The organism is Quatrionicoccus australiensis, assembly GCF_020510525.1.
GTDB classification, from domain to species: domain Bacteria; phylum Pseudomonadota; class Gammaproteobacteria; order Burkholderiales; family Rhodocyclaceae; genus Azonexus; species Azonexus australiensis_B.
On the sequence record NZ_CP075188.1, the window covers coordinates 489053 to 511742 of the forward strand.

The 22690-nt window shown below is 63.5% G+C and carries 20 protein-coding genes and 1 riboswitch; of the genes, 18 read left to right on the top strand and 2 right to left on the bottom strand.

What is annotated here, in order from left to right:
• Positions 1-7: 7 nt before the first annotated feature.
• The 11 genes from KI612_RS02375 to KI612_RS02425 all read left to right on the top strand — a co-directional run bounded on the left by KI612_RS02375 (position 8) and on the right by KI612_RS02425 (position 8446).
• A complete protein-coding gene (locus KI612_RS02375; RefSeq protein WP_226442236.1) occupies positions 8-949 on the top strand; it encodes a type II secretion system F family protein in 942 nt (313 codons plus the stop codon).
• Complete coding sequence (locus KI612_RS02380) at positions 946-1725, top strand: tetratricopeptide repeat protein (RefSeq protein ID WP_226442237.1); 780 nt, start codon at positions 946-948, stop codon at positions 1723-1725. The genes KI612_RS02375 and KI612_RS02380 overlap by 4 nt, the downstream gene beginning before the upstream one ends.
• Before the next feature lie 71 nt (positions 1726-1796).
• The gene (locus KI612_RS02385; RefSeq protein WP_226442238.1) at positions 1797-2450 is read left to right on the top strand and encodes a response regulator; all 654 of its coding nucleotides are present in this window, start codon (positions 1797-1799) and stop codon (positions 2448-2450) included.
• Positions 2440-2733, top strand: a complete 294-nt coding sequence (locus tag KI612_RS02390) for a DUF3613 domain-containing protein (RefSeq protein WP_226442239.1) — start codon at positions 2440-2442, stop codon at positions 2731-2733. The genes KI612_RS02385 and KI612_RS02390 overlap by 11 nt, the downstream gene beginning before the upstream one ends.
• Before the next feature lie 12 nt (positions 2734-2745).
• Positions 2746-4386, top strand: coding sequence for a TadG family pilus assembly protein (locus tag KI612_RS02395; protein ID WP_226442240.1), 1641 nt, complete (start codon positions 2746-2748; stop codon positions 4384-4386).
• Positions 4387-4545: 159 nt separating this feature from the next.
• Positions 4546-4908: an ArsR/SmtB family transcription factor gene (locus KI612_RS02400; RefSeq protein WP_226442241.1), complete on the top strand. Its 363-nt coding sequence runs from the start codon at positions 4546-4548 to the stop codon at positions 4906-4908.
• Positions 4905-5378 (top strand): arsenate reductase ArsC, encoded by a 474-nt coding sequence (locus tag KI612_RS02405; RefSeq protein ID WP_226442242.1) that lies wholly within the window; start codon positions 4905-4907, stop codon positions 5376-5378. Before KI612_RS02400 ends, KI612_RS02405 begins: the two co-directional genes overlap by 4 nt.
• 51 nt (positions 5379-5429) lie before the next feature.
• Positions 5430-6482: an ACR3 family arsenite efflux transporter gene (arsB, locus tag KI612_RS02410; RefSeq protein WP_226442243.1), complete on the top strand. Its 1053-nt coding sequence runs from the start codon at positions 5430-5432 to the stop codon at positions 6480-6482.
• A gap of 5 nt (positions 6483-6487) precedes the next feature.
• A complete protein-coding gene (gene sigZ / locus KI612_RS02415; RefSeq protein ID WP_226442244.1) occupies positions 6488-7045 on the top strand; it encodes an RNA polymerase sigma factor SigZ in 558 nt (185 codons plus the stop codon).
• Between the two features lie 103 nt (positions 7046-7148).
• Positions 7149-8204 carry a permease gene (locus KI612_RS02420; RefSeq protein ID WP_226442245.1) on the top strand — a complete coding sequence of 352 codons (1056 nt, stop codon included), beginning with the start codon at positions 7149-7151 and terminating at the stop codon, positions 8202-8204.
• 11 nt (positions 8205-8215) lie between these two features.
• The gene (locus KI612_RS02425) at positions 8216-8446 is read left to right on the top strand and encodes a thioredoxin family protein (RefSeq protein WP_226442246.1); all 231 of its coding nucleotides are present in this window, start codon (positions 8216-8218) and stop codon (positions 8444-8446) included.
• An 18-nt stretch (positions 8447-8464) separates the two neighbouring features.
• On the opposite strand, the gene KI612_RS02430 is transcribed toward KI612_RS02425, so the two are convergent.
• Positions 8465-11947, bottom strand: a complete 3483-nt coding sequence (locus KI612_RS02430) for an ATP-binding protein (protein ID WP_226442247.1) — start codon at positions 11945-11947, stop codon at positions 8465-8467.
• 334 nt (positions 11948-12281) lie between these two features.
• Positions 12282-12422, top strand: a riboswitch (guanidine-I (ykkC/yxkD leader).
• A 55-nt stretch (positions 12423-12477) separates the two neighbouring features.
• Between KI612_RS02430 and KI612_RS02435 the strand changes: the two genes are divergently transcribed.
• The 7 genes from KI612_RS02435 to atzF all read left to right on the top strand — a co-directional run bounded on the left by KI612_RS02435 (position 12478) and on the right by atzF (position 22154).
• Complete coding sequence (locus tag KI612_RS02435; protein ID WP_226442248.1) at positions 12478-13527, top strand: ABC transporter substrate-binding protein; 1050 nt, start codon at positions 12478-12480, stop codon at positions 13525-13527.
• Between the two features lie 7 nt (positions 13528-13534).
• Complete coding sequence (locus KI612_RS02440; protein WP_226442249.1) at positions 13535-14347, top strand: ABC transporter permease; 813 nt, start codon at positions 13535-13537, stop codon at positions 14345-14347.
• Positions 14344-15192, top strand: a complete 849-nt coding sequence (locus tag KI612_RS02445; RefSeq protein WP_226442250.1) for an ABC transporter ATP-binding protein — start codon at positions 14344-14346, stop codon at positions 15190-15192. Before KI612_RS02440 ends, KI612_RS02445 begins: the two co-directional genes overlap by 4 nt.
• Complete coding sequence (locus tag KI612_RS02450) at positions 15189-15980, top strand: urea amidolyase associated protein UAAP1 (protein WP_226442251.1); 792 nt, start codon at positions 15189-15191, stop codon at positions 15978-15980. Before KI612_RS02445 ends, KI612_RS02450 begins: the two co-directional genes overlap by 4 nt.
• 9 nt (positions 15981-15989) lie before the next feature.
• Entirely contained in the window at positions 15990-16643 is a 654-nt protein-coding gene (locus KI612_RS02455) for an urea amidolyase associated protein UAAP2 (protein ID WP_226442252.1), read from the top strand.
• Positions 16644-16738: 95 nt separating this feature from the next.
• Entirely contained in the window at positions 16739-20338 is a 3600-nt protein-coding gene (uca, locus tag KI612_RS02460) for an urea carboxylase (RefSeq protein ID WP_226442253.1), read from the top strand.
• Position 20339: 1 nt separating this feature from the next.
• Positions 20340-22154, top strand: a complete 1815-nt coding sequence (gene atzF / locus KI612_RS02465) for an allophanate hydrolase (protein ID WP_226442254.1) — start codon at positions 20340-20342, stop codon at positions 22152-22154.
• A gap of 4 nt (positions 22155-22158) precedes the next feature.
• Here atzF and KI612_RS02470 read toward each other — a convergent pair whose 3' ends face one another.
• Entirely contained in the window at positions 22159-22665 is a 507-nt protein-coding gene (locus KI612_RS02470) for an OmpA family protein (RefSeq protein ID WP_226442255.1), read from the bottom strand.
• Positions 22666-22690 lie beyond the last annotated feature (25 nt).

Sequence of the window (22690 nt, forward strand, 5' to 3'; positions counted from 1 at the left end):
GACTGAAATGCATCTGATTCCCTGGTTGGTTGCAGCAAGTGTGGCCATGGCTGTGTGCGGGGTTGGTGGTGTTGCCTACGGCTATTTCATGCGTGCCCAGCGCGAAATCCGACGCCGGCGCCAGATGAGCCGTCTCGAACAGATGCTCGGTTTCAGCCCTGGCGAGTTCGAACGGGAATTGGATGAAGCGCCACTATTCGAACGCATAGCTTTATTTGTCTCCGGTCGTGGAGAGGGGGATGGCTTGCCCGAGCAGAACTCCGAAGAACGCATCCTGCTGGTTCGGGCTGGTTTCCGCAGTATCCGGGCGCTACTCCTTTTTCAGGTGCTGCGCCTGGCGTTGCCGCTGACAGGGGGGATCCTGGCTGCCGGCTATGCACTGCTTGCCGGCAATGAAGATGGCTGGCTGAAACTGGTGGCAGTTTGCATCATCCTCTATCTGGCACCCAAGTATGTGCTGGCCTTTCTTGCTCGCCGACGCTGCCGGCAATTGGCCGACGAGTTGCCTGCGTTTGTCGATTTTCTACGCATGATGCACAGCGTCGGGATCAATTTTGAACAGTCGATCCTGCTCTTCGCCGAAGATGGTCGTCTTGGTTTGCCGGTGCTGGCCAGCGAGTTTCGGGCGGTTAACCTGGCTATCCGCAGTGGCCGCTCGCGTAGTGAGGCTCTGCAGCAGATGGCGCGCCAACTTGATGTCGAGGAACTCGGTGAACTGGTTGCCCTGGTCTGCCAGACCGACCGCTATGGTGCCGGCGTACAGGAGCCCTTGCGCCAGTTCTCGCAGCGCCTGACGGAGAAAAAACGTTTCGAGATGCAGGAATTCGTTGGCAAGATGGCTACCAAGATGGTGGTCGTCATGGTTATTTTCCTGTTGCCGGCTTTGATCATTATTACTGCCGGTCCCGGCTTTCTCTCGCTGTTCAAGGCCTTGGGCAATCTGACATGAAAACTGCCAAACCTTACCTGTTGCATTTCTTCCTGCTGTTGGGCCTGTGTGCAGGAAGCGCCCCGCTGCGGGCCGAGATTCCAGCCCGTCAGGTTGCGGCCGAGGGGGCTGCGCGCCAGGGGGAAAACGAGAACGATCCGGAGTTTTACCTGCAATTGATCGGCAACATGCAGGAAAAGAAGCTCTATTTTGCCTCTATCGCCCATCTCGACGCCTTCGACCTGCGCTGGCCTGGTGATTCCCGGGCAGCCTTGTTGCGGGGTGATGCCTTGCGTGAGGTTGGCTATCTTGATCGAGCTCGGGCGATTTACCAAAACATGCTGAAAACGGCGCAGTCGGCTGGTGCCTATCACGGGCTAGGTATCGTTGCCAGTCGTCAGGGCGACTCGGCGGGGGCCCTGGTGGCGTTGGTCAAGGCGAATCAGTTGGCTCCGACCAGTAGTGCCATCCTCAATGATCTGGGTTATGCACAATTGCTTGCCGGGCAACTCGATGATGCCCGCCTGAGTCTGCATAAGGCGAGCGAGCTGGAGCCGAAAAATGGCCGGGTTGGGGCCAATCTGGCATTGCTCTATGGTGTGATCGGGCAGCTTGAGAAGGCGCAGAGCATCATGAACTGGTATCAGTTTCCAGAGGCCCAGCGCCAGGAGATTTCCCGGAAGGCCGGCGAAATTGCCTACGGACGCGAGAAAAAAGTGCTGGATTCAGTCAAATTACCGGATGGCAGACAAAAAATTGATAGAGTTGAGGGTGCCACCCCGAGTCTGCGGGAATGAGCGAAGCCGGTGAAAGGATCGTCCTGAGCTGTGCCAAGTTCATCAAGGCTGGCCCAATGAGATGACTGAAAATGAATAAATTAAAAACCACGAACAAGCCCGATGATTCCGAGGTCTATTGCACAACGCGCGAAGCAGCCGACATGCTGCATGTTTCGCTGCGTACCGTGCAGTTGTGGGTCGAGGCAGGTGTTCTCCGCGCCTGGAAGACGGATGGTGGCCATCGGCGGCTGCCCTTGAGTTCGGTCAAGGAATTGATTCAGGAACGTATGGGCAAGGGCAGTATCGCCCCCGCCCCGGTTGTTGAATCGACGCGTGAGAGTTTCAGCGTGCTGGTCCTCGAAGACGATGAAGACATGCTCAAACTCTACCGGCTGACCATGTCCGCTTGGCAGATGCCTATCCAGCTGACTTTTGTGAGTAGCGTTTTCGAAGCGCTGGTAGTCATTGGCCGCTGTCCACCTGATTTATTGATCACGGATTTGCGGATTTCCGGTGTTGATGGTTTCGAGATCATCAAATTGCTGCGCAACGATCCGGTATTACGCAGTCTCAACATCGTTGCCGTGACCGGAATGAGCGCTGAAGAAATCGAGGAAAGAGGTGGTCTTTCCTCTGAGATTACCGTATTTACCAAGCCGGTTTCGTTCGACCAGTTGCAGGGCTATGTCAAGGCCTGTCTGGCGCACCGGCTCCTTGTCGATAGGCAGAAAAATGAAACCTGAAAGCAATATCCTGGTTGGCCTCTGTATGGTGGCTGGCGTGGCTTTTTCCGGGGCTTTGTTGGCTGATGAAAGCAAGGAAAAGCCGCAGGAAATCGGGGCTGCAACCAGCGCCCTGCTTGAGTTGCAGCGCTCAGGTTCTGCCGCCGGCAAGGCGCAACCAGTGAGCGGAGATGTTGCAAGCCGTTCCTATCAGCGTTACCTGGAAGGGTTTACCCAGCCGCTGCCGGAGTCGAAGGATAGTGCCAGCAATTCGACCAAGCCGTCCGCCCCTCGTTCCCGCTGACGGCCTTCGTTGATGTTTTTCAGCTCCTGGCGTTCGGCAGGGCGCTCCTGGCAGCGCGGTGCGATCAGTACCATGGCTGCCAGCGGCCTTGCCTTGATTATCGGAGCCGGGCTTCTGGCGGTCGATCTTGGTAGCTTGTTCCAGACCAAACGGCAATTGCAGAACGTGGCTGACATGGCTGCCCTGTCAGCGATCAACGATATTGCCGCCGCACCGGCGGTGGCGCTTGATAGCGCCGCACTTAACAATTTTGCCGTGCCGGGGGGGCGCAACAACCGCTTGGTCAGCGTTGTCGGTGCGTACGATTTTCGCGCCAAGGCCTTTACTGCCGGAGGGGGGGCTGCCGATCTGAATGCGGTGCAGGTCACGGTAACAACGACCCAGCCTTATTTCTTCATGTTCGGCAGTCGTGACGTCAGCGCAACGGCTATCGCGGCGAGCAGCGATATTGCCGGTTTGTCGATCGGCACGGCGCTACTCGACATCGACACGCAAAAGTCCGTGCTGCTCAATGGCCTGCTCGGCAAGCTGCTGCATACCTCGCTCGATCTCGGCGTCGCCTCTTTTCGGGGGCTGGCCACGACCAGCGTGCGTTTGCTTGATCTGGTCAAGGCGCAGGCTTCGGTCGGGACGGTCGACAAGCTTCTGGCACTCGATTTGACCCTGGCAGACCTTCTCAAACTGACCGCCACCGCGTTGACTCAGACCGATCTGGCAACCGTCGATGCGACGGTGATCGATACCCTGAATTTGTTGGCCCTGAAATCTGGTGGCGATCTCTCGCTGAAGCTGGGTGACTTGATCGATGCCTCGTTGGCACCGGGCAATAGCGCAGCCGAGGCAAATATCAATTTGCTGCAACTGGTGACCTTGGCTGCACAAGTCGCGAATGGCAAAAACTTCATCAATATACCGGCGCTCGGTCTGGATCTTGGTGGCCTGGCCAAACTCGATGTCGCCCTGACCATGATCGAGCCACCCAGTATCGCCATTGGTCCGCCTGGTCGCGGTGCCGATGGTAACTGGCGTACCCGGGCCCATACATCGCAATGGCGCCTGAAATTGCATCTGGTGATTGGCGAGGTGCTCGGCGGTTTGGTCAACTTGCCTCTCTACCTCGAAGTTGCGGCTGGCGATGCCTGGCTGAAGAGCATCGATTGCCGCTATCCAAGAGATAGCAGCATCGTCAATGTCGGGGTTGCCGCCAGTGCGGTGCGCGCCTATGTCGGCAACGTCAATGCCGATGCGATGACCAATCGCAGTTCGGCGGCCACGGTGAGCAAGGCTACCATTCTTAATGTTCTTGGCTTGGTGACGGTGGATGCCCGGGCTGAGGTCAATCTGCCGGGGGGGGCGGCAGACCTCGCATTCAGCGGGCCGTTCAACGCGGGCAATACCCAGTCTGTTGATGGCCTGTCGACGACGGGTTTGTTCAATGTGCTCGCGAGCAGCCTGATTCTGGACGTCAAATTGCTTGGTCTGGATCTGAAACTGGGAACCCTGCTTGATGCGTTGCGCGGGGTCCTGAACCCGGTCTTTGCCCTGCTTGACGCTATTCTTGCCCCCGTGTTGTCGCTGCTCGGCATTCAGATCGGTATTGCCGATGTCTCCGTTTTCACTCTGACCTGTGGTGCGCCGCAACTGGTACGTTAAGTGCGTTGGCATGGGCGGCTGATCGGGATTGCAGAGTAGGGGACGAGTTCGCCTGGTTCGCACCAAGTTAGAAGCTTCTTGCAGCCAATGTTTACTGCTTTCGCTTTTACCTTGGCAGGGCATGCTTTGTTATTTCAATATTTGTTGTAATATCGAAGTATGGAAAAAAATGCTGCCATCGCCGTTTTCGAATCCCTGTCCTCGCCGATCCGGCTCGACGTTTTTCGCCTGCTGGTCAGGCAGGGGCCGGCCGGTCTGGTTGCCGGCGATATCGCCGCCAGCCTCGATCTGCCGCCGTCCAACCTGTCCTTTCACCTGAAGGCCCTGAACCAGGCCGGTTTGTTGACGGTGGTGCAGGAGGGGCGTTTCCAGCGCTACCGCGCCAACATGGGCCTGATGCAGACGGTGATCGACTATCTGACCGCCGAGTGCTGCGCCGGTCATCCTGAACAATGTGGCGATCTGCGCCTGAGTGCGGTCTGCGGGCCGGCTGATGGCGGTTCGCCGGGAGTGGAAAAATGAACATTCTTTTTTTGTGTACCGGTAATTCCTGTCGCTCCATCCTCGCCGAAGCCACCTTCAATCACCTGGCGCCGGCCGGCTGGCGGGCGATCAGTGCCGGCAGCAAGCCGACCGGACAGGTGCACCCGCGTTCGCTCGCCTTGCTGGCGCGTGAAGGGATTGCAACGGCGGGGTACGCCAGCAAGTCCTGGGAAAACCTGCCGCTGACGCCGGATATCGTGATCACCGTCTGCGGCAGCGCCGCCGGCGAAACCTGTCCGGCCTACCTCGGGCAGGTGGTGCGCAGCCACTGGGGCGTCGAGGACCCGGCGCATGCCGTGGGCACGGATGCGGAAATCGACGCCGCCTTCATGACGGCCTATCGCATCCTGCGCCGCCGTATCGAGGCTTTCCTCGCCTTGCCGCTGGCCGAACTGATTGGCGAGCGGGCACGCCTGCAGGCCGAGCTGGACCGGATCGGTACGCTCTAAGCATAGTTTTCAACAAGCGAAGCCGTGCCGGGTTTCGCGTGGGAGCAGGACATGAGTGCAGTCAGCAAGAAACTTTCCTTCCTCGACCGTTACCTGACGGTGTGGATTTTTGCCGCGATGGCCCTGGGCATCGCGCTGGGCTATTTCGTGCCGGGCACGGAGGCTTTCATCAACCGCTTCCAGGTCGGGACGACCAATATCCCGATTGCGCTCGGCCTCATCGTGATGATGTATCCGCCTTTCGCCAAGGTGCGCTACGAGGAATTGCCCGACGTTTTTGCCGACAAGAAGGTGCTCGGCCTGTCGCTGGTCCAGAACTGGATCATCGGGCCGATCCTGATGTTCGCGCTGGCCGTGATCTTTCTGCCGGACCAGCCGGAATACATGGTCGGCCTGATCCTGATCGGCCTCGCCCGATGCATCGCCATGGTCATCGTCTGGAACGACATCGCCAAGGGTTCGACTGAATACGCCGCCGGCCTGGTTGCCTTCAATTCGATCTTCCAGGTGCTCTTCTTCAGCATCTATGCCTGGTTTTTCGTCACCGTTTTGCCGCCTTTTTTCGGGTTGACCGGCATGGTGGTCGATATCTCGATCGGCCAGATTGCCGAAAGCGTCTTCATCTACCTCGGCATTCCCTGCGTCGCCGGCGTGCTGACCCGCGTCATCATGCTGCGCTACGTTTCGAAGGACTGGTACCACACGCATTTCGTGCCGAAGATCGGGCCGCTGACGCTGGTCGCACTGTTGTTCACCATCGTCGTCATGTTCAGTCTCAAGGGTCAGCTCATTGTCAGCATTCCGCTCGACGTCGTGCGTATCGCCATTCCGCTGCTGATCTATTTTGTCGTCATGTTCCTCTTCTCGTTCGCGATGAGCCGCAAGCTCGGGGCTAATTACAAGAAGTGCACGACGCTGTCCTTCACTGCCGCCAGCAACAATTTCGAACTGGCGATCGCGGTGGCGATTGCCGTCTATGGCATCAATTCCGGCGCTGCCTTCGCCGCGGTGATCGGGCCGTTGGTCGAGGTGCCGGTGATGATAGCGCTGGTCAGCCTGGCGCTGTGGTTCAAGACGCGCTTTTTCGCCGGCGAGGCCGACTGAGCAAAATGGCCGTTCCCTGCCTGTTGACCGCCTGGCAAGCCCATGTCGGCGAATTGCGCGCCTACCTGCACCGGCACGGCGCGCCGGCCGACGAGGTCGATGATGTCCTGCAGGAAGTCTTCATCAAGGCGCTGCGCCAGGACGCCAAGTTCTGCCGTATCGAGAATGCGCGCGCCTGGCTCTTCGAGGTAACGCGCAACGCGCTGCTCGATCGTCTGCGGCGCAGCCGCGAGCATGTCGAACTGCCGGCCGACATTCCGGCGCCGGGGGCGGAGGCGGCACCCGTCGTCGATGCGCTGAGCCAGTGCCTGCCGCGCGTACTGTCCGAACTGTCGGCGGCCGACCGCCTGGCGATCACCTTGTGCGATCTCGAAGGCCAGACGCAGCAGGTGCTGGCCGAGCGCCTCGGCATCTCGCTGCCCGGCGCCAAGTCGCGCCTGCAACGGGCGCGCCGGCGTTTGCGCGCGCAACTGGTCAGTGCCTGCCAGGTCCGTTTCGATGCCGATGGCGAAGTCTGCTGCTTCGTGCCGCGCCCGCCGCTGGCAGATTCGGGCGAGTCGTAGCGGTCGACCGGTTCCGGTCGGCATAAATTAAATGCACCTCCCTGCATCCTTTCGCGGCATGCTGCGTCTTCCGTTCATCTGAACAGAATTCCGGATCGCAACCATGGGCTCTGCCGACCTCCCTGAAAACTCCCGTCCGTCCCTGCGCGTCTGGCTGCTCGGCCTGGCCGTGGCGACGCTGCTCTGGTTTGCGGTCTACAGTCATCTGACCGAGTTTGCCGATGCCGTGATTGCCGCCCTCGGTCTGGCGCATGGCACGCCGCTCGGCGAAGCGGTGCATTTCTTCTTTTACGACACGCCCAAGGTCCTGCTCCTGCTGACCGGCATCGTCTTCCTGATGGGCATCATCCAGACCTTCTTCTCGCCCGAGCGCACGCGTGCGCTGCTCTCCGGCAAGCGGGTCGGCGTCGGCAATGTGCTGGCGGCCTTGCTCGGTATCGTGACGCCCTTCTGCTCCTGCTCTGCGGTGCCGCTCTTCATCGGCTTCCTGTCGGCCGGCGTGCCGCTCGGCGTGACCTTCTCCTTCCTGATTTCGGCGCCGATGGTCAACGAGGTGGCGCTGGTCCTGCTCTTCGGCATGTTCGGCTGGAAGGTGGCGGCGCTCTACCTCGGGCTCGGCCTGACGGTGGCGATCATTGCCGGTCTGGTGATCGGTCATCTGAAAATGGAGCGCCATCTCGAGGACTGGGTGCAGGGCATCCTGGCCGGCTCGGCGCCCGAGTTTGCCGGCGAGCAATTGGGCTGGCGCGAGCGCTTCACGGCCGGCGCTCGCCATGTCCGCGAAATCGTCGGCAAGGTCTGGCCCTACATCCTGGTCGGTATTGCGCTCGGCGCAGCGATCCATGGTTACGTGCCGGAAGACTTCATGGCCTCGTTCATGGGCAAGGATGCGCCCTGGTGGTCGCTGCCCGCCGTCGTGGCGCTCGGCGTGCCGATGTATACCAATGCGGCCGGCGTCATTCCGATTGTCGAGGCGCTGATCGGCAAGGGCGCGGCGCTCGGCACCGTGCTCGCCTTCATGATGAGCGTCATCGCGCTCTCGTTGCCGGAAATGATCATCCTGCGCAAGGTGCTGCGCCTGCCGCTGATTGCCACCTTCGTCGGTGTCGTGGCGGCCGGCATCCTGCTCGTCGGCTACGTATTCAATCTCGTACTTTAAGGAGTTGTGCCATGAAAGACATCAAGGTACTCGGCACCGGCTGTGCCAACTGCAAGAACACGGTTCGCCTGATCGAGGAAGTGGCGGCCGAGAAGGGCGTCAGCATCAGCCTGTCCAAGGTCGAGGATCTGCCCGAAATCATGAAATACGGCGTGCTGTCCACGCCGGGCGTGGTGGTCGATGGCAAGGTCGTGCATGCCGGCGGTGTGCCCGAGCGCAGCAAGGTGGCCGGCTGGTTGTAAGCCTGCTGAATTACTGGTTCAGGCAGGTGTGGTCTGGCGCTCCGGCCGGGCATGCTGGCGGAGCATTTTGAGCAATTCTTCGAGGTCGACCGGTTTGGCGAGATGGCCGATCATGCCGGCGGCCAGGCACTTGTCGCGCTCTTCGCTGAAGGCGTGTGCCGTTTGCGCGATGATCGGCAAGTCGGGCGCCAGTTCGCGAATCAGCCGGCTTGCCTCGTAGCCGTCCATTTCCGGCATCTGGATGTCCATCAGGACATAGTCGTAGGCGGCACCGCCATCCCGGGCAATGCGTTCGACCGCTTCGCGCCCGTTGCTGACCACGACCACCGTCGCACCATCCTCGATCAGGTTGGCTTCCAGTATGGTCTGGTTGATCGGCTCGTCTTCGGCGACCAGGAAGGACAATCCAAGCAGCGGTTTGCCGGCGCTTGCGGCTGGCTCGGCGGCTTTTTCCGGCTCGGCTTCCGTCGGCGCGAAAATGTAGGGCAAAAGGATGTCGACCGTTGTGCCGACATCGGGCTGGCTCTGCACTTCAATGCTGCCCTGCATCAGTTCGAGGATGCGCTTGCTGATCGCCAGCCCGAGGCCGGTGCCACCGAACTTGCGGGTTGACGAGGCGTCGGCCTGGTGGAAGGGGTTGAACAGGTCACCCAGTTGCGCCGCTGTCATGCCGATGCCGGTATCGCTGATCCGGAATGCGAGCTGATCGCCGCGCACCGAGGCGCTCAGGCTGACATGCCCGTGGGCCGTGAATTTGATCGCGTTGGAGAGCACATTGAGCAGCACCTGGCCGAGCCGCAAGGGGTCGCTCAGGCAACTCTCCGGCAGGTCGGCGGCGAGTTCGGTATGCAGTTCTATTCCTTTTGCTTCGGCCCGGTCGCGCAGCAGATCCAGCGTGTGTTCGATGACTTCGCCGAGATGGACCCGCGTCTGCTCGATATTCAGTTTGCCGGCCTCTATTTTCGAAAAATCGAGCACATCGTTGATGACGCCAAGCAGGCGCTTGCCGGAAAGCTGGATCTTGGCGAAGGCGTCGCGCGCCTTGGCCGGGTTCTCGCAATTGCGGAAACCGATGTCGGCAAAGCCGAGCACTCCGTTGAGCGGCGTGCGGATTTCATGACTCATGTTGGCGAGAAACTCGCTGCGGATACGCGCCAGGTTCTCGGCGGCCATCAGGGCCTGTTCGCGGGCCTGGGCGGTGGCCCGTTGTTCGCTCATGTCGACGAAGCTGATCACCGCGCCTATCGTCCTGCCGTCGGCCAGCATGGGATGTATGGCATACATCACCGGCACGGCATGGCCATCGGCATGCCAGTAGACCTCGTTGTCGGCACGCATCTTGATACCCTGGCACAGGGCGTTGTGACTCGGGCACTCCTCCAGCGGATAGGGGCTGCCGTCCGGCTTGCTGTGATGGAAGAGGGCGTGGCCAGCCTGGCCGATGACCTGTTCGACCGTGTAGCCGAGCATTTCACAGGCGGCCGGATTGATGAAGGTGATCAGGCCTTTGGCGTCTACGCCGTATAGCCCGTCGGCACTCGACTGGAGGATGTGTGTGGCGCGCGCTTCGGTTTCCATCAGCGCCGTGGTGCGCTGCTGCACCAGTTCTTCCAGATGGCGCCGGTGCAACTCGAGTTCGGCTTCGTTGCGCTTGCGCTCGGTGATGTCGCGGGTGACAGCGAGGATGGAGGTGATCCGGCCTTCGTTGTCACGCATCGGCACGGCATGGGTTTCCATCTGGCGATGTCCGCCCTTGAGCCCGATGATTTCGAATTCGAGCGAGCCGGCCTTGCCTTGCATGACGCCGTCGTTGAGGGCGCGGAAGGCGGCACGGTCCTGCGGCGCGATGACGGTGAGGATGTCGCAGCCAAGTACCTGCTCGGCCGAGTTGGCCTCGATCATGCCCAGCCCGGCGCGGTTCATCTGCAGCAGCCGGCCATCCGGTGTCAGCAGTTTGACGCACTCGGGCTCGGTGTCGATGATGGTCTGCAATTGCCGCTCGTTGCTGGCCAGCAGCTGTTGTGCCTGCTCGCGTTCGATGGCCGAGCCGACCCAGCGCGCCAGCAGGGCCATGAATTCGCGGTCGGTGTCGTCGAATTCGCGATGGTAGGGCGTGGGGGAACTGAAATTGACGGTTCCGTACGCCTTGCCATTCACCAGGACCGGTGCGCCGATGTACGACTCAAGCCGGAATGCGGTATAGCAGGGATGGCGGGCATGGCTTGAGCTACCCATACGGGAGATGGCAACGACGCATTCACCTTGCAGCGTGATGTTGCAATAGGTGTTGCCGAAGGGAAACTCCTGACCGTCCTGCAGGACGTTGTCCGGCGAGACTTGCGAGACTATATGGTAGATGTCGCCGCTGACCTGGCTGATGATGCCAAACTCGAGTTCCAGCAGCTTGCTGCCTGCCGTGAGTGCCTGCTGCAATTGTTTGTCGAGCGGCAAATGCGAGAGCGCGGCGATTTCGTTGAGGCGGCGCAGGCTTTCCTGCTGGCGCAGGCCATGTTCGACGCTGTGGTTGAGCATTGCCTCGCGCAGCTGGGTCAGGCTCAGCTGGCGCAGCATGAAGTAGCCGGACAGGGCGGACAGCAGCATGAAGGCAAGCGCCATCGCCGAAGTCTGGTAAAGCTCGGTACGCCAGTCCGCCAGATAATCCTCGCTGGCGGCGCCGGCGACAACGATCATCGGTGCCTTGACAAGGCGCCGGTAGGTCAGCTGACGATCCTGCCGATCGGGACCGTTCGGGGTGTGATAGCTCGCTGTTGCGATACCGGACTCGACGAGTTGCCGGAGTTCTGCCGAGACACTGCGGTTGCCGACCTGGCCTGCCGGTTGATCGGGGATGGCTGGAAACCGCGTGATCAGGCCCAGCTTGTCGTCACGCAGCACGATGGTGCCGTGTGGTCCGAGATCGAAACGGGAAACGATTTTGGCAAAGTGACTGAGCGCAATGGGCGCCGAAATCACCCCGGCAAAGCTGCCGTCCGGTTTGTTGTAGCGGCGTGAAAAACCGATGATGTATTGCTGGGCGACGCGCCCCATGCGTGGTTCGGCAATGTGCAGCGTGCTGTCGCTGTGGTCGCGGTGATAAATGAAGTAATCGCGGTCAGCCCAGTTGATCCTCTTTTCCTTGACCAGGCCCTTGCCGAGAATGACCAGACCGTCTGCATCGGATACCCGGAAGGCTTCGACCTCGGGCAGGCGCTGTTCGTGCCGGGTCAGGAAGGCCGTCATGCCGGCCTCGTCGATTTTCTTGCCGGCCAGCTGGCGCTCGAGTTCGTCGGCCACCGTGCGCAAAGCCAGATCGATGCGGGTAATGCTGCCGGAAACGTCCTGATCCAGCGCGCTGGCGATGTTCTGGGTCAGCGATTCGGCGCGCTGTTCATACTGTTCGCGGCTTTGCTGCAGCGAGAAAATACACAGCAGAACCACCAGCAAATTGGTAAGCACCAGGCTGGAGAGCAGCAGTTTGCGCAGGTTTTGGGGAGGCCTCATGTTCTTGTTCGGGCGGCGGATCTGGCCTGTGCGATGGTGCTATGCAAGGGAAATTTCCGTAGCTTCATGATTTTTATCGGTCGACGCCTGAATACTACGTCTTTTGGCATAGGTATAACGAATTTTTCAAAGGATAAGCTGCACCAAAGTGGTGCTTTTTGTAATCCAGGGCACCACGATGCAACGCGGTGCGCTGGCCGGGTCTCCTTTTTGATGTGTCGCAGAAAGTTATTCGACTGTTTTTAAATGACAATTTTTGCACCGCGTTGCTTGGCATACGACGTGCTAAATAGACTGTCGAGAGGGGCGGAACTGTTGTAGCGCGTTCGCTTCTTCGAAGGGTAGCTAGGGTTCCGGTTTCGTCAGTCGATCGCAAGGTCGGGCGGGATGTCTGGTCCGAGAGCTGCCGGTCATGAAATGCCGGACTCGTTGTCGGCAAGGCATGGCTCCACGGAGGGATAAAAGCCCGGGAGGATCGCTTTGACGAAGCGCCCTCTCGCCCATTTATCCGATCCGCAAGGGAGTCAGTCATGCACAATCTCGCAGCCCGTTCCGCCCGCCGCTCCATCCTCTCCGGCGAGGCCTCGCAAGTTTCTTCCGTTTTCTCCCGCCTGCGCCAGGGCGCCGTCGCGCTCGGCGTCGGCTTGTCGCTGATCGCCACCTCGGCGCCGGCGCTGGCCGAAGTCAAGGTCGGCGTGTCCGACTGGCCGGGCTGGGTGGCCTGGTACGTTGCCGAGCAGAAGGGCTTCTTCAAGAAGCACCACGCCGACGTCAAACTGGTCTGGTTCGCCAACTACACCGACTCGATCTCGGCGCTGTCCTCTGGTCAGCTCGATGCCAACTCGCAAACCTGGTCCGACACCATGGGCCCGCTCGCCAAGGGCGTGCCGGTCAAGGCCGTGCTGGTCAATGACAACTCGGCCGGCAACGACGCGCTGATGGTCAGCCCGAAGATCAAGGGCTTTGCTGATCTCAAGGGCAAGCGCATCGCGCTCGAGGAGTTCAGCATCTCGCATTTCGTGCTCGCCACCGCGCTGGCCAAGAACGGCATGAGCCAGAAGGACGTCAAGGTCGTCAATCTGTCGGCTGGCGATGCTGCTGCCGCCTTCATGTCCGGTCGCGTCGATGCCGCCGTGGTGTGGAACCCGTGGGTCAACCAGATCGAGAAGAGCGGCAAGGGCAAGGCGCTGTTCACCTCCAAGGACATGCCGGGCCTGATCCCCGACCTGCTGGTCGCGCAGGACAAGGCGATCAAGGCAAAGCGCAAGGACCTGGTCGGCATGATCCGCGCCTGGTTCGACACCGAGAAGTTCATCCGCGAGAACCCGGATGAAGCCGCTGCGATCATGTCCAAGGTGGTCAGCATGAAGGCCGACGAATACAAGGTCTTCCTGCCCGGTACCAAGTTCTTCGATGCTGCCGCCAACCAGGCTGCTTTCAATGCCGCCGATCCGAAGTCGTTGCAGACCGTGGCGCCGACCATTGCCAAGTTCCTGCTCGACAACAAGCTGATCGATGGCAAGCCGGATGCGGCCAAGGGCATCGATGCCTCGCTGCTGACCGAAGCCCTGGCCAAGTGAGCTTGCGATGAGCCGGACTTCGCGCGGCAGTTCGCTGTGGCAGATCCGCACCGCCATCGACCGGCGCCAGTACTGGCTGCTGGCCGTGGCCGGGCTGGTCGCGCCGCTGCTCGCCTGGGGCCTGCTGGGCAGCCTGGACGGGGTGGACAAGATCTTCCTGCCCGGGCCGCTCGACGTGCTCAAGCGGGCGCTCGCCTGGGCGACCGAGGACGACCTGGCGCACGACGTCGCGATCAGTACCTGGCGCGTCGTCGCGGGCTGGGCGCTGTCCGCCCTGTTCGCGCTGCCGATCGGCCTCTACATCGGCACCTACCGTGCCGTGCAGGCGCTGCTCGAGCCGCTCACCGACTTCATCCGTTACATGCCGGCCGTCGCCTTCATTCCGCTCGTCATGCTGTGGGTCGGCATCGACGAAGGCTCGAAGGTGGCGATCATCTTCATCGGTACCTTCTTCCAGATGGTGCTGATGGTCGCCGAGGATGTCCGCCGGGTACCGCTGGCGCAGATCGAGGCGGCGCAGACGATGGGCGCGACGCGCGGCGAGATCGTCGACAAGGTGATCATCCCGTCATCCAAGCCGGCCTTGCTCGACACCCTGCGCATCACCATGGGCTGGGCGTGGACCTACCTGGTCGTTGCCGAGCTGGTTGCCGCCAATTCCGGGCTCGGCTACGCCGTGCTCAAGGCGCAGCGCTTCCTGCAGACCGACAAGATCTTCGCCGGCATCCTGATGATCGGCCTGATCGGCCTGGTCATCGACCAGAGCTTCCGGCTGATCCATCGCAAGGCCTTTCCCTACCTGAACGGAGGTCGTTCATGAGCGCCAGCATTGAAATCCGCGGCGTCGGCAAGACCTTCGGGCGCGGACCGGGGGCGATCACCGCCTTGCAGAACGCCGACCTGCAGATCGGCCGCAACGAGTTCGTCACCTTCGTCGGCGCTTCCGGCTGCGGCAAATCCACGCTGTTGCGCATGATTGGCGGCCTGGAAACGGTCAGCGTCGGTGAAATCGCCGTTGATGGCAATCCAATCGAGGGGCCGGGCGTTGACCGTGCCATGGTCTTCCAGCACTACAGCCTCTACCCGTGGTTGACGGTGATCGAGAACATCAAGTTCTGCCGCCAGCTCAAGGCGCACATCGCCAATCGCACCGATGCCGACGTCGAGAAGGCCTCCGGCCGCGCCGACGCGCTGCTCCGCCTGATGGGCCTGGCGCACGTCGCGCATGCCTATCCGAACCAGTTGTCGGGCGGCATGCAGCAACGCGTTGCGATCGCCCGCGCCCTGATGAGCCGGCCGCCCATCCTGCTCATGGACGAACCGTTCGGCGCACTCGATGCGCAGACGCGCGAAGTCATGCATGACCTGATCCGGCATGTGCATCGCATCGAGGGCAGCACCATCGTCTTCGTCACGCACGACGTCGAGGAGGCGATCTACCTCGGTCAGCGCATCGTGCTGATGGCGCCGCGTCCGGGTCGCATCGACACGGTGTACGAGGTGCCGCTGCCGGCCGCACGGCAGCAGGAAATGAAACTCGCGCCCGAGTTTCTGACGCTGAAGCGGGAGATTCTCGACCGCATCCGCGAGACCTCGGGCATGAAAACCGATCTCGAGCAGCTTGAACGCCTGTCGGCGCAGGCTGCCGTGGAGGAAAACGCATGAATACCGCTTTGCAGAAAGCCCGCGCCGCCGTCGATATCGACCAGCGCTGGCAGCAATTTGCCCCCGATCTGGAGGTCGACCGGGTGCTTTTCTCCGACGTCATTCCCGGCGGCTGCCACTGGTCGTGGCTGCTGCCGCGCGGCGTCACGCTGCGCCTGACCGCGCTCGACGCCGGCGCCAACCTGTCGCTGGTGCTCTACAACGCGCGCCAGAAGCTCGAGCGCTATAACCCGCCGGACACGCTGAAGGCGCAGCACACCGCGCACTTCACGCGCGGTCACGTGCTGATGAGCGACATGGGCTGTTCCCTGGCCTCGATCACCGCCGACAGCCTGGGCTGGCACGACCCGCTCGGCCTGCTGCTCGACGCCGAGCGGATGCACGCCAAGTACGGCGATCACAATTACCAGCAGTTCCGCAACGGCATGTACCGCTCCGGGCGCGACGGCCTGTTGATCGAGATCGGCAAGTACGGCCTCGGCCGGCGCGATCTCGTGGCGCCGGTCAATTTCTTCAGCAAGGTCAGCGTCGATGAGGAAGGCCGTTTCGCCTTCGCCGAGAAGCATGCCAAGGCCGGCGACTACGTCGATCTGCGCCTCGACATGGACGTTATCGTCGCCGTCTCGGCGGCGCCGCATCCGCTCGATCCGCGCCCGGGCTACGCACCGGCCCCGGTCGGCGTCGCTGCCTGGCGTTCCGGCCCGGCTGCGGCCGACGACTACTGCCGTGCCTTCCGCCCGGAAGGCGCCCGCGCGCTGCACAACAGCGATATGCAATACCTGATCTGAGGAGCCGCGATGACCGCCACCGCCATGTGCATCCAGGAAAGCCCGCTCGACCCGGCCGCCGCCGTCTACGACGTCACGCTGCCGGCCGGCGAACCCTGGCTGCATGAAATCCGCAAGGGCCAGACCCTGCGCATCGTCGATGTCGAAGGCAACCAGGCTGCCGACATCATCTTCTACAACCGGCACGACACCGCCGAGCATTACAGCGTCAGCAACACCATCCTCGGCCAGGGCGGCATCTACCTGACCACCGGTTCGGTGCTGCGCAGCAACGAGGGCCGGCCGCTGCTGACCATCGTCGCCGACACCTGCGGCCGCCACGACACGGTCGGCGGGGCCTGTGCCGCCGAGAGCAACACGGTGCGCTACGCGCTCGCCAAGAAGTTCATGCACAGCTGTCGCGACAACTACCTGCAGGCCATCCAGAACTCGGACGCCGGGCTGGACAAGGCCGATATCGTGCCCAACATCAATTTCTTCATGAACGTGCCGGTCACCGCCGACGGCCAGCTCACCTTTGCCGACGGCGTCTCCGGCCCCGGCAAGTATGTCGAGCTGCGTGCCGAGATGGATGTCTGGGCGCTGCTCTCGAATTGCCCGCAACTGAACAATCCCTGCAATGCCTACAACCCGACGCCGGTCCGCCTGCTGATCTGGGACTGACGCAAGAATCAGCGCTCCGGCTGCGCCGGCCCCCGGGACGACCCGGGCGGAACAAGAAGAAAGCGGGACGACCCGCGCTCTAGCGAGATAACACCATGTTCAGCAAAGTCCTCATCGCCAACCGCGGCGCCATCGCCTGCCGCGTCATCCGCACGCTGAAGAAACTCGGCATCGCTTCCGTTGCGGTCTACTCCGAAGCGGATGCCAATTCCCTGCACGTTGCGCTGGCCGACGAGGCCGTCTGCATTGGCCCGGCCCCGGCCGCCGAGAGCTACCTGCGCGCCGACAAGATCCTCGCCGCGGCGCAGCAGACCGGCGCCCAGGGCATCCACCCCGGCTACGGCTTCCTCTCCGAGAACCCCGATTTCTCGGATGCCTGCGCCGCCGCCGGCATCGCCTTCATCGGCCCGACCAAGGCGCAGATGCTCGCTTTCGGCCTCAAGCACACGGCGCGCGAACTGGCCGAAGAAGCCGGCGTGCCGCTGCTGCCGGGCAGCGGCCTGCTCGCCGATGTCGGGCACGCGCGCGCCGAAGCGGCGCGCATCGGCTACCCGGTGATGCTCAAAAGCACGGCCGGCGGCGGTGGCATCGGCATGCGTCTGATCTGGTCCGCGGACGAACTCGGCGAAGCCTACGCATCGGTCGACCGCCTGGCGCGGGCCAATTTCAAGGAAGCCGGCATCTATCTCGAGAAATACGTCGAAGCGGCGCGCCACATCGAGGTGCAGGTTTTCGGCGACGGCGCCGGCCGCGTGCTGGCGCTGGGCGAGCGCGACTGCTCGGTACAGCGCCGTAACCAGAAGGTGATCGAGGAAACGCCGGCGCCCGGCCTGTCGACCGAACAGCGCGCCAGCCTGGCGGCGACCGCGGTGCGCCTGATGGAATCGGTTGCCTACCGCTCGGCCGGCACCGTCGAATTCGTCATGGATGCCAACAGCGGCGCCTTCTATTTCCTCGAAGTGAATACGCGTTTGCAGGTCGAGCACGGTGTCACCGAGGAAGTGACCGGCGTCGATCTCGTCGAATGGATGGTGCGTCTCGCCGCCGGCGATCTCGAACTGCCGGCCGCCGCGCCGGCACCGCAGGGCGCCTCGATCCAGGTCCGGCTCTATGCCGAAGACCCGGCCAAGAGCTTCCAGCCGTCCTCCGGCCTGCTCAGCGAAATCGCCTTCCCGGACGGCGTGCGCGTCGAGACGGCGGTCGCCACCGGCTCGGAAGTACCGCCGTACTACGATCCGATGGTCGCCAAGATCATCGTTCATGCCGACAGCCGCGAAGCGGCGACCGACCAGCTGATCGCCGCGCTCGACGCGACGCGCGTGCATGGCATCGAAACCAATCTCGCCTACCTGCGCCAGATCCTCGACGGCGAGGTGTTCCGCGCCGGCCGCCAGACGACGCGCTATCTGAACGCCTTCCACTACCGGCCGAACACCATCGACGTGCTCGAATCCGGCGTGCAGACCTCGGTGCAGGACTGGCCGGGCCGCGTCGGCTACTGGGATGTCGGCGTGCCGCCTTCGGGCCCGATGGACGATCTGGCGCTGCGTGCCGCGAATCGTCTGGTCGGCAATCCGGAAGGCGCGGCCGGCCTCGAATGCACGATGAGCGGTCCGAGCCTGCGCTTCAACTGTGACGTGGTTTTTGCCCTGACCGGCGCGTCGACCGCTGCGACCCTCGACGACCAGCCGCTCGCCTTCTGGCAGGCGCATGTCGCCAAGGCCGGCTCGGTTCTCCGGATCGGCGCGGTCAGCGATGCCGGTTGCCGCAGCTATCTGGCGATTGCCGGCGGCTTCGACGTGCCCGATTACCTGGGCAGCAAATCCACCTTCACGCTCGGCCAGTTCGGCGGCCACGCCGGCCGCACGCTGCGTCTGGGCGACGTGCTGCACGTCACGCCGTGCAGCGAATTGCCGGCAGAAACCCCGGCCTATGTCGCGCCGGACTACGGCCATCACTGGGAAGTCGCGGTCATGTACGGCCCGCACGGCGCGCCCGATTTCTTCACCGATCCCGACATCGCCACTTTCTTCGCGACCGACTGGGAAATCCACTACAACTCGAGCCGCACCGGCGTCCGCCTGATCGGCCCGAAACCGCAGTGGGCGCGCAGCGACGGCGGCGAGGCCGGGCTGCACCCGTCGAATATCCACGACAACGCCTACGCGATCGGCGCCATCGACTTCACCGGCGACATGCCGGTCATCCTCGGCCCGGACGGCCCCAGCCTGGGCGGCTTCGTCTGCCCGGCCGTGGTCATCCAGGCCGACCTGTGGAAGCTCGGCCAGTTGCGTCCGGGCGACACGCTGCGTTTCGTGCCGGTCAGCGCGGCGAGTGCCGCGCAACGTCTGCGTAATGCTGATCTTGCCCTGCGCACGCCGGGGGCGGCTTTGGCCGCGCCGCTCGTCGCCGAACCGGACAGCGTCACGACGCCGGTGCTGGCCGACCTGCCGGCCGCCGGCGACCGCCCGCGCGTCGTCTATCGCCAGGCCGGCGATGCCTACCTGCTGGTCGAATACGGCCCGCTGGTGCTCGACATCGAACTGCGCTTCCGCGTGCAGGCGTTGATCAACTGGCTGCAGGCGAATCCGCAGCCGGGCATCATCGACCTGACGCCGGGCATCCGCTCGCTGCAACTGCATTTCGACGCGCGCCGCACCGACCGCGCCGCCTTGCTTGCCGCGCTGGTCGCCGCCGAGGATCTGCTGCCGGCGGTCGACGACATGGAAGTGCCGAGCCGCACCGTCTATCTGCCGCTGTCCTGGGACGACCCGGCGACCAAACTGGCGATCGAGAAGTACATGCAGTCGGTCAGGAAGGACGCGCCGTGGTGCCCGTCCAACATCGAGTTCATCCGCCGCATCAACGGCCTGGACTCGGTCGAGCAGGTATTCAACACGGTGTTCGAGGCGAGCTATCTGGTGCTCGGCCTGGGCGACGTCTATCTCGGCGCGCCGGTCGCGACGCCGGTCGATCCGCGGCATCGCCTGGTCACCACCAAGTACAACCCGGCCCGCACCTGGACGCCGGAAAACGCGGTCGGCATCGGCGGCGCCTATATGTGCGTCTATGGCATGGAAGGCCCCGGCGGCTACCAGTTCGTCGGGCGCACCGTGCAGATGTGGAACCGCTGGCAGAAGACGAAGGAATTCAGCAAGCCCTGGCTGCTGCGCTTCTTCGACCAGGTGCGTTTCGTGCCGGTGAGCGAGGCCGAGCTGCTGCAACTGCGCAAGGACTTCGTTGCCGGGCGCGCCTCGTTGCGCATCGAGGAAGGCACCTTCCGCCTCGCCGATTACCGCCGTTTCCTGGCCGACAACGCGGTACCGATCGGCGAATTCAAGGCGAAGCAGCAGGCCGCTTTCGAGGCCGAGCGCGAGCGCTGGAAGGCGGCCGGCCAGGCCGATTACATCAGCGAGGCCGACATCGCCGCGGCGGCGCCGGATTCCGAACTCGACCTGCCGCCGGGCGCGCGCCTGGTCGCCAGTGAGGTGCCGGGCAATGTCTGGAAGGTGCTGGTCGAACCCGGCCAGCAGGTCAAGGCCGGCGAGACGCTGGTCATCGTCGAGTCGATGAAGATGGAGTTTTCCATCCTCGCACCGGTCGACGGTGAAATTTTGCAGGTTTTCAGCCGCGAGGCGACGCCGGTCGCGGCCGGCCAGGACCTGCTCGTACTGCAAGCCGCCACGGAGAACTGAGATGAACGCCACCACTCTGCCCGCCAGCCTCGATCTCGCCACGCTGGCTGCCGCCTACCGCGCCGGCCTCAAGCCGTCGGCGCTGTTCGCCCATCTGCACGATCTGGCTGCCGCCGATGATCACCACGCCTGGATCAGCCTGCTGCCGCGCGGCGAACTGCTCGCCCGCGCCGCCGCGCTCGATGCCGTCGATCCGGCCAGCCTGCCGCTCTACGGCGTGCCCTTCGCGGTCAAGGACAACATCGACCTGGCCGGCCTGCCGACCACGGCTGGCTGCCCCGACTACGCCTACGACCCGGCCGACTCGGCGGTCGTCGTGGCGCGCCTGCTCGCCGCCGGTGCGATCCCGCTCGGCAAGACCAATCTCGACCAGTTCGCGACCGGCCTGAACGGCACGCGCTCGCCCTACGGCGCCTGCCGCAACGCCTTCAAGCCGGAGTTCATTTCCGGCGGCTCGAGTTCCGGCTCGGCGGTCGCCGTCGCCGCCGGCCAGGTCAGTTTCTCGCTGGGCACCGATACCGCCGGCTCCGGCCGCGTGCCGGCTGCCTTCAACAACCTGGTCGGGCTCAAGCCGAGTTGCGGCGTGCTGTCCTCGCGCGGCGTCGTGCCGGCCTGCCGCTCGCTGGATTCGGTGTCGATTTTCACGTTGACCGCTACGGATGCCGCCGCCGTCTTCGCCGTCGCCCAGGCCTTCGATGCCGAGGATGCCTACAGCTGGCCGCTCGCGCCGCACGGCCGGCGCTTCCCGGCCGGGGCGCCGTTCCGCTTCGGCGTGCCGCGCCGCGAGCAGCTCGCCTTCTTCGGCGATGCCGAAAACCCGGCGCTGTTCGACGCCGCCGTGGCGCGCCTGACTGCGCTGGGCGGTACACCGGTCGACCTCGATTTTTCGCCCTTTCTTGAAACCGCGCGCCTGCTCTACGGCGGGCCGTGGGTCGCCGAGCGTTACCACGCGATCAAGGATTTCATCGAGCGCCAGCCCGAGTCGGTCTTCCCGGTGACGCGCGAGATCACGCTGGGCGGCGGCAAGGCGACTGCCGTCGAAGCCTTCGACGCGGCCTACCGCCTGAAGGCCTTGAAGCGCCGCTGCGATGCCGTCTGGCAGGACGTGGATCTGGTCATCACGCCGACCGCCGGCCTGCATCCCACCATCGCCGCGGTCGAGGCCGAGCCGCTGCGCATCAACACCGATCTCGGCTATTACACCAATTTCATGAACCTGCTCGACTACGCCGCGGTCGCCGTGCCGGCGGCCATGCGCAGCGACGGCTTGCCGTTCGGCGTGACGCTGTTCGCGCCAGCCTTCCAGGATCTGCCGCTGCTCGAACTGGCCAACCGCTGGCAGCAGGACAGCGGCCTGCCGCTCGGCGCCAGCGGTCAACCCTTGCCAACGAGCGAAATTGCCGCGCCGGGCGTGCCCGACGGCATGCTGCGCGTCGCCGTGTGCGGTGCGCACCTGTCCGGCCTGCCGCTCAACTGGCAACTGACCCAACGCGGCGGCCGCCTGATCGGCGCGGTGCGCTCGGCGCCGGAATACCGGTTTTATGCCCTGGCCGGCGGTCCACCGCTACGCCCGGGCATGGTCCGCGTCGCCAGCGGCGGCGCCGCGATCGAGATGGAAATCTGGGAGCTGCCGGCCCGTGAATTCGGCAGCTTCGTCGCCGGCATCCCGGCGCCGCTCGGCATCGGCAAGGTCAAGCTCGCCGACGGCAGCCAGGTCAGCGGTTTCGTCTGCGAAAGCGCCGGCCTGGAAGGCGCCGAGGACATCACGCACTTTGCCGGCTGGCGCAGCTGGCTGGCGAGCCGCAGCCAGGCGTAGCGGCTCAGTCGGCGGCGAAGATCAGCTCGACGCGGCGCATCTTCTGCAGGCAGGCCGAGCTCTTGCAGGTGGGCGGGGTCTGCTCGCGCGGCGCAAAGCCCTTGCGCACCTGGCGCGTCGGGACGCCGAGCGCCTTCAGGTAGCGGGCGACCGCATTGACGCGCTGGTCGGCGATCGCCAGGTTGTAGGCGCGGCTGCCGGTGTTGTCGGTGTGGCCGACCAGGGTCACGATCTGTTCGCCGTCTTCCTTGAGACGGGCGGCGTGCCGGCGCAGCTTGTCCTTTTCGTCGCGGCTCAGCGTGCTGGAAGCGAGCATGAAAAAGACGTTCGTCTCTTCGTCGGGGGCGATCTCAGGCTTATCTGCCTGGTGCGTATTGGCTGCCGGGGCTGGCGCCGGACTGGGGGCGACGACCGGTTCGCTTGCCGGCGCGGGGGCTGGTTGCGAAGCGCAGCCGGCGAACAAGCCGAGGACGACAAAAAGGGCGGTGATCCGGGAGGTGTTGATGGACATGTGTTGCATCCTCTTCTGGTGATGG

What these genes read in the sequence shown, in the direction of transcription:
- KI612_RS02445 (WP_226442250.1), top strand. Translation starts at nt 14,344, where the DNA reads ATGAGCGCCAGCATTGAAATCCGCGGCGTCGGCAAGACCTTCGGGCGC.
- atzF (WP_226442254.1), top strand. Translation starts at nt 20,340, where the DNA reads ATGAACGCCACCACTCTGCCCGCCAGCCTCGATCTCGCCACGCTGGCT.
- KI612_RS02455 (WP_226442252.1), top strand. Translation starts at nt 15,990, where the DNA reads ATGACCGCCACCGCCATGTGCATCCAGGAAAGCCCGCTCGACCCGGCC.
- KI612_RS02440 (WP_226442249.1), top strand. Translation starts at nt 13,535, where the DNA reads ATGAGCCGGACTTCGCGCGGCAGTTCGCTGTGGCAGATCCGCACCGCC.
- KI612_RS02390 (WP_226442239.1), top strand. Translation starts at nt 2,440, where the DNA reads ATGAAACCTGAAAGCAATATCCTGGTTGGCCTCTGTATGGTGGCTGGC.
- KI612_RS02385 (WP_226442238.1), top strand. Translation starts at nt 1,797, where the DNA reads ATGAATAAATTAAAAACCACGAACAAGCCCGATGATTCCGAGGTCTAT.
- KI612_RS02425 (WP_226442246.1), top strand. Translation starts at nt 8,216, where the DNA reads ATGAAAGACATCAAGGTACTCGGCACCGGCTGTGCCAACTGCAAGAAC.
- sigZ (WP_226442244.1), top strand. Translation starts at nt 6,488, where the DNA reads ATGGCCGTTCCCTGCCTGTTGACCGCCTGGCAAGCCCATGTCGGCGAA.
- KI612_RS02375 (WP_226442236.1), top strand. Translation starts at nt 8, where the DNA reads ATGCATCTGATTCCCTGGTTGGTTGCAGCAAGTGTGGCCATGGCTGTG.
- KI612_RS02470 (WP_226442255.1), bottom strand. Translation starts at nt 22,665, where the DNA reads ATGTCCATCAACACCTCCCGGATCACCGCCCTTTTTGTCGTCCTCGGC.
- KI612_RS02430 (WP_226442247.1), bottom strand. Translation starts at nt 11,947, where the DNA reads ATGAGGCCTCCCCAAAACCTGCGCAAACTGCTGCTCTCCAGCCTGGTG.
- KI612_RS02435 (WP_226442248.1), top strand. Translation starts at nt 12,478, where the DNA reads ATGCACAATCTCGCAGCCCGTTCCGCCCGCCGCTCCATCCTCTCCGGC.
- KI612_RS02400 (WP_226442241.1), top strand. Translation starts at nt 4,546, where the DNA reads ATGGAAAAAAATGCTGCCATCGCCGTTTTCGAATCCCTGTCCTCGCCG.
- KI612_RS02395 (WP_226442240.1), top strand. Translation starts at nt 2,746, where the DNA reads ATGTTTTTCAGCTCCTGGCGTTCGGCAGGGCGCTCCTGGCAGCGCGGT.
- KI612_RS02380 (WP_226442237.1), top strand. Translation starts at nt 946, where the DNA reads ATGAAAACTGCCAAACCTTACCTGTTGCATTTCTTCCTGCTGTTGGGC.
- KI612_RS02450 (WP_226442251.1), top strand. Translation starts at nt 15,189, where the DNA reads ATGAATACCGCTTTGCAGAAAGCCCGCGCCGCCGTCGATATCGACCAG.
- uca (WP_226442253.1), top strand. Translation starts at nt 16,739, where the DNA reads ATGTTCAGCAAAGTCCTCATCGCCAACCGCGGCGCCATCGCCTGCCGC.
- KI612_RS02405 (WP_226442242.1), top strand. Translation starts at nt 4,905, where the DNA reads ATGAACATTCTTTTTTTGTGTACCGGTAATTCCTGTCGCTCCATCCTC.
- arsB (WP_226442243.1), top strand. Translation starts at nt 5,430, where the DNA reads ATGAGTGCAGTCAGCAAGAAACTTTCCTTCCTCGACCGTTACCTGACG.
- KI612_RS02420 (WP_226442245.1), top strand. Translation starts at nt 7,149, where the DNA reads ATGGGCTCTGCCGACCTCCCTGAAAACTCCCGTCCGTCCCTGCGCGTC.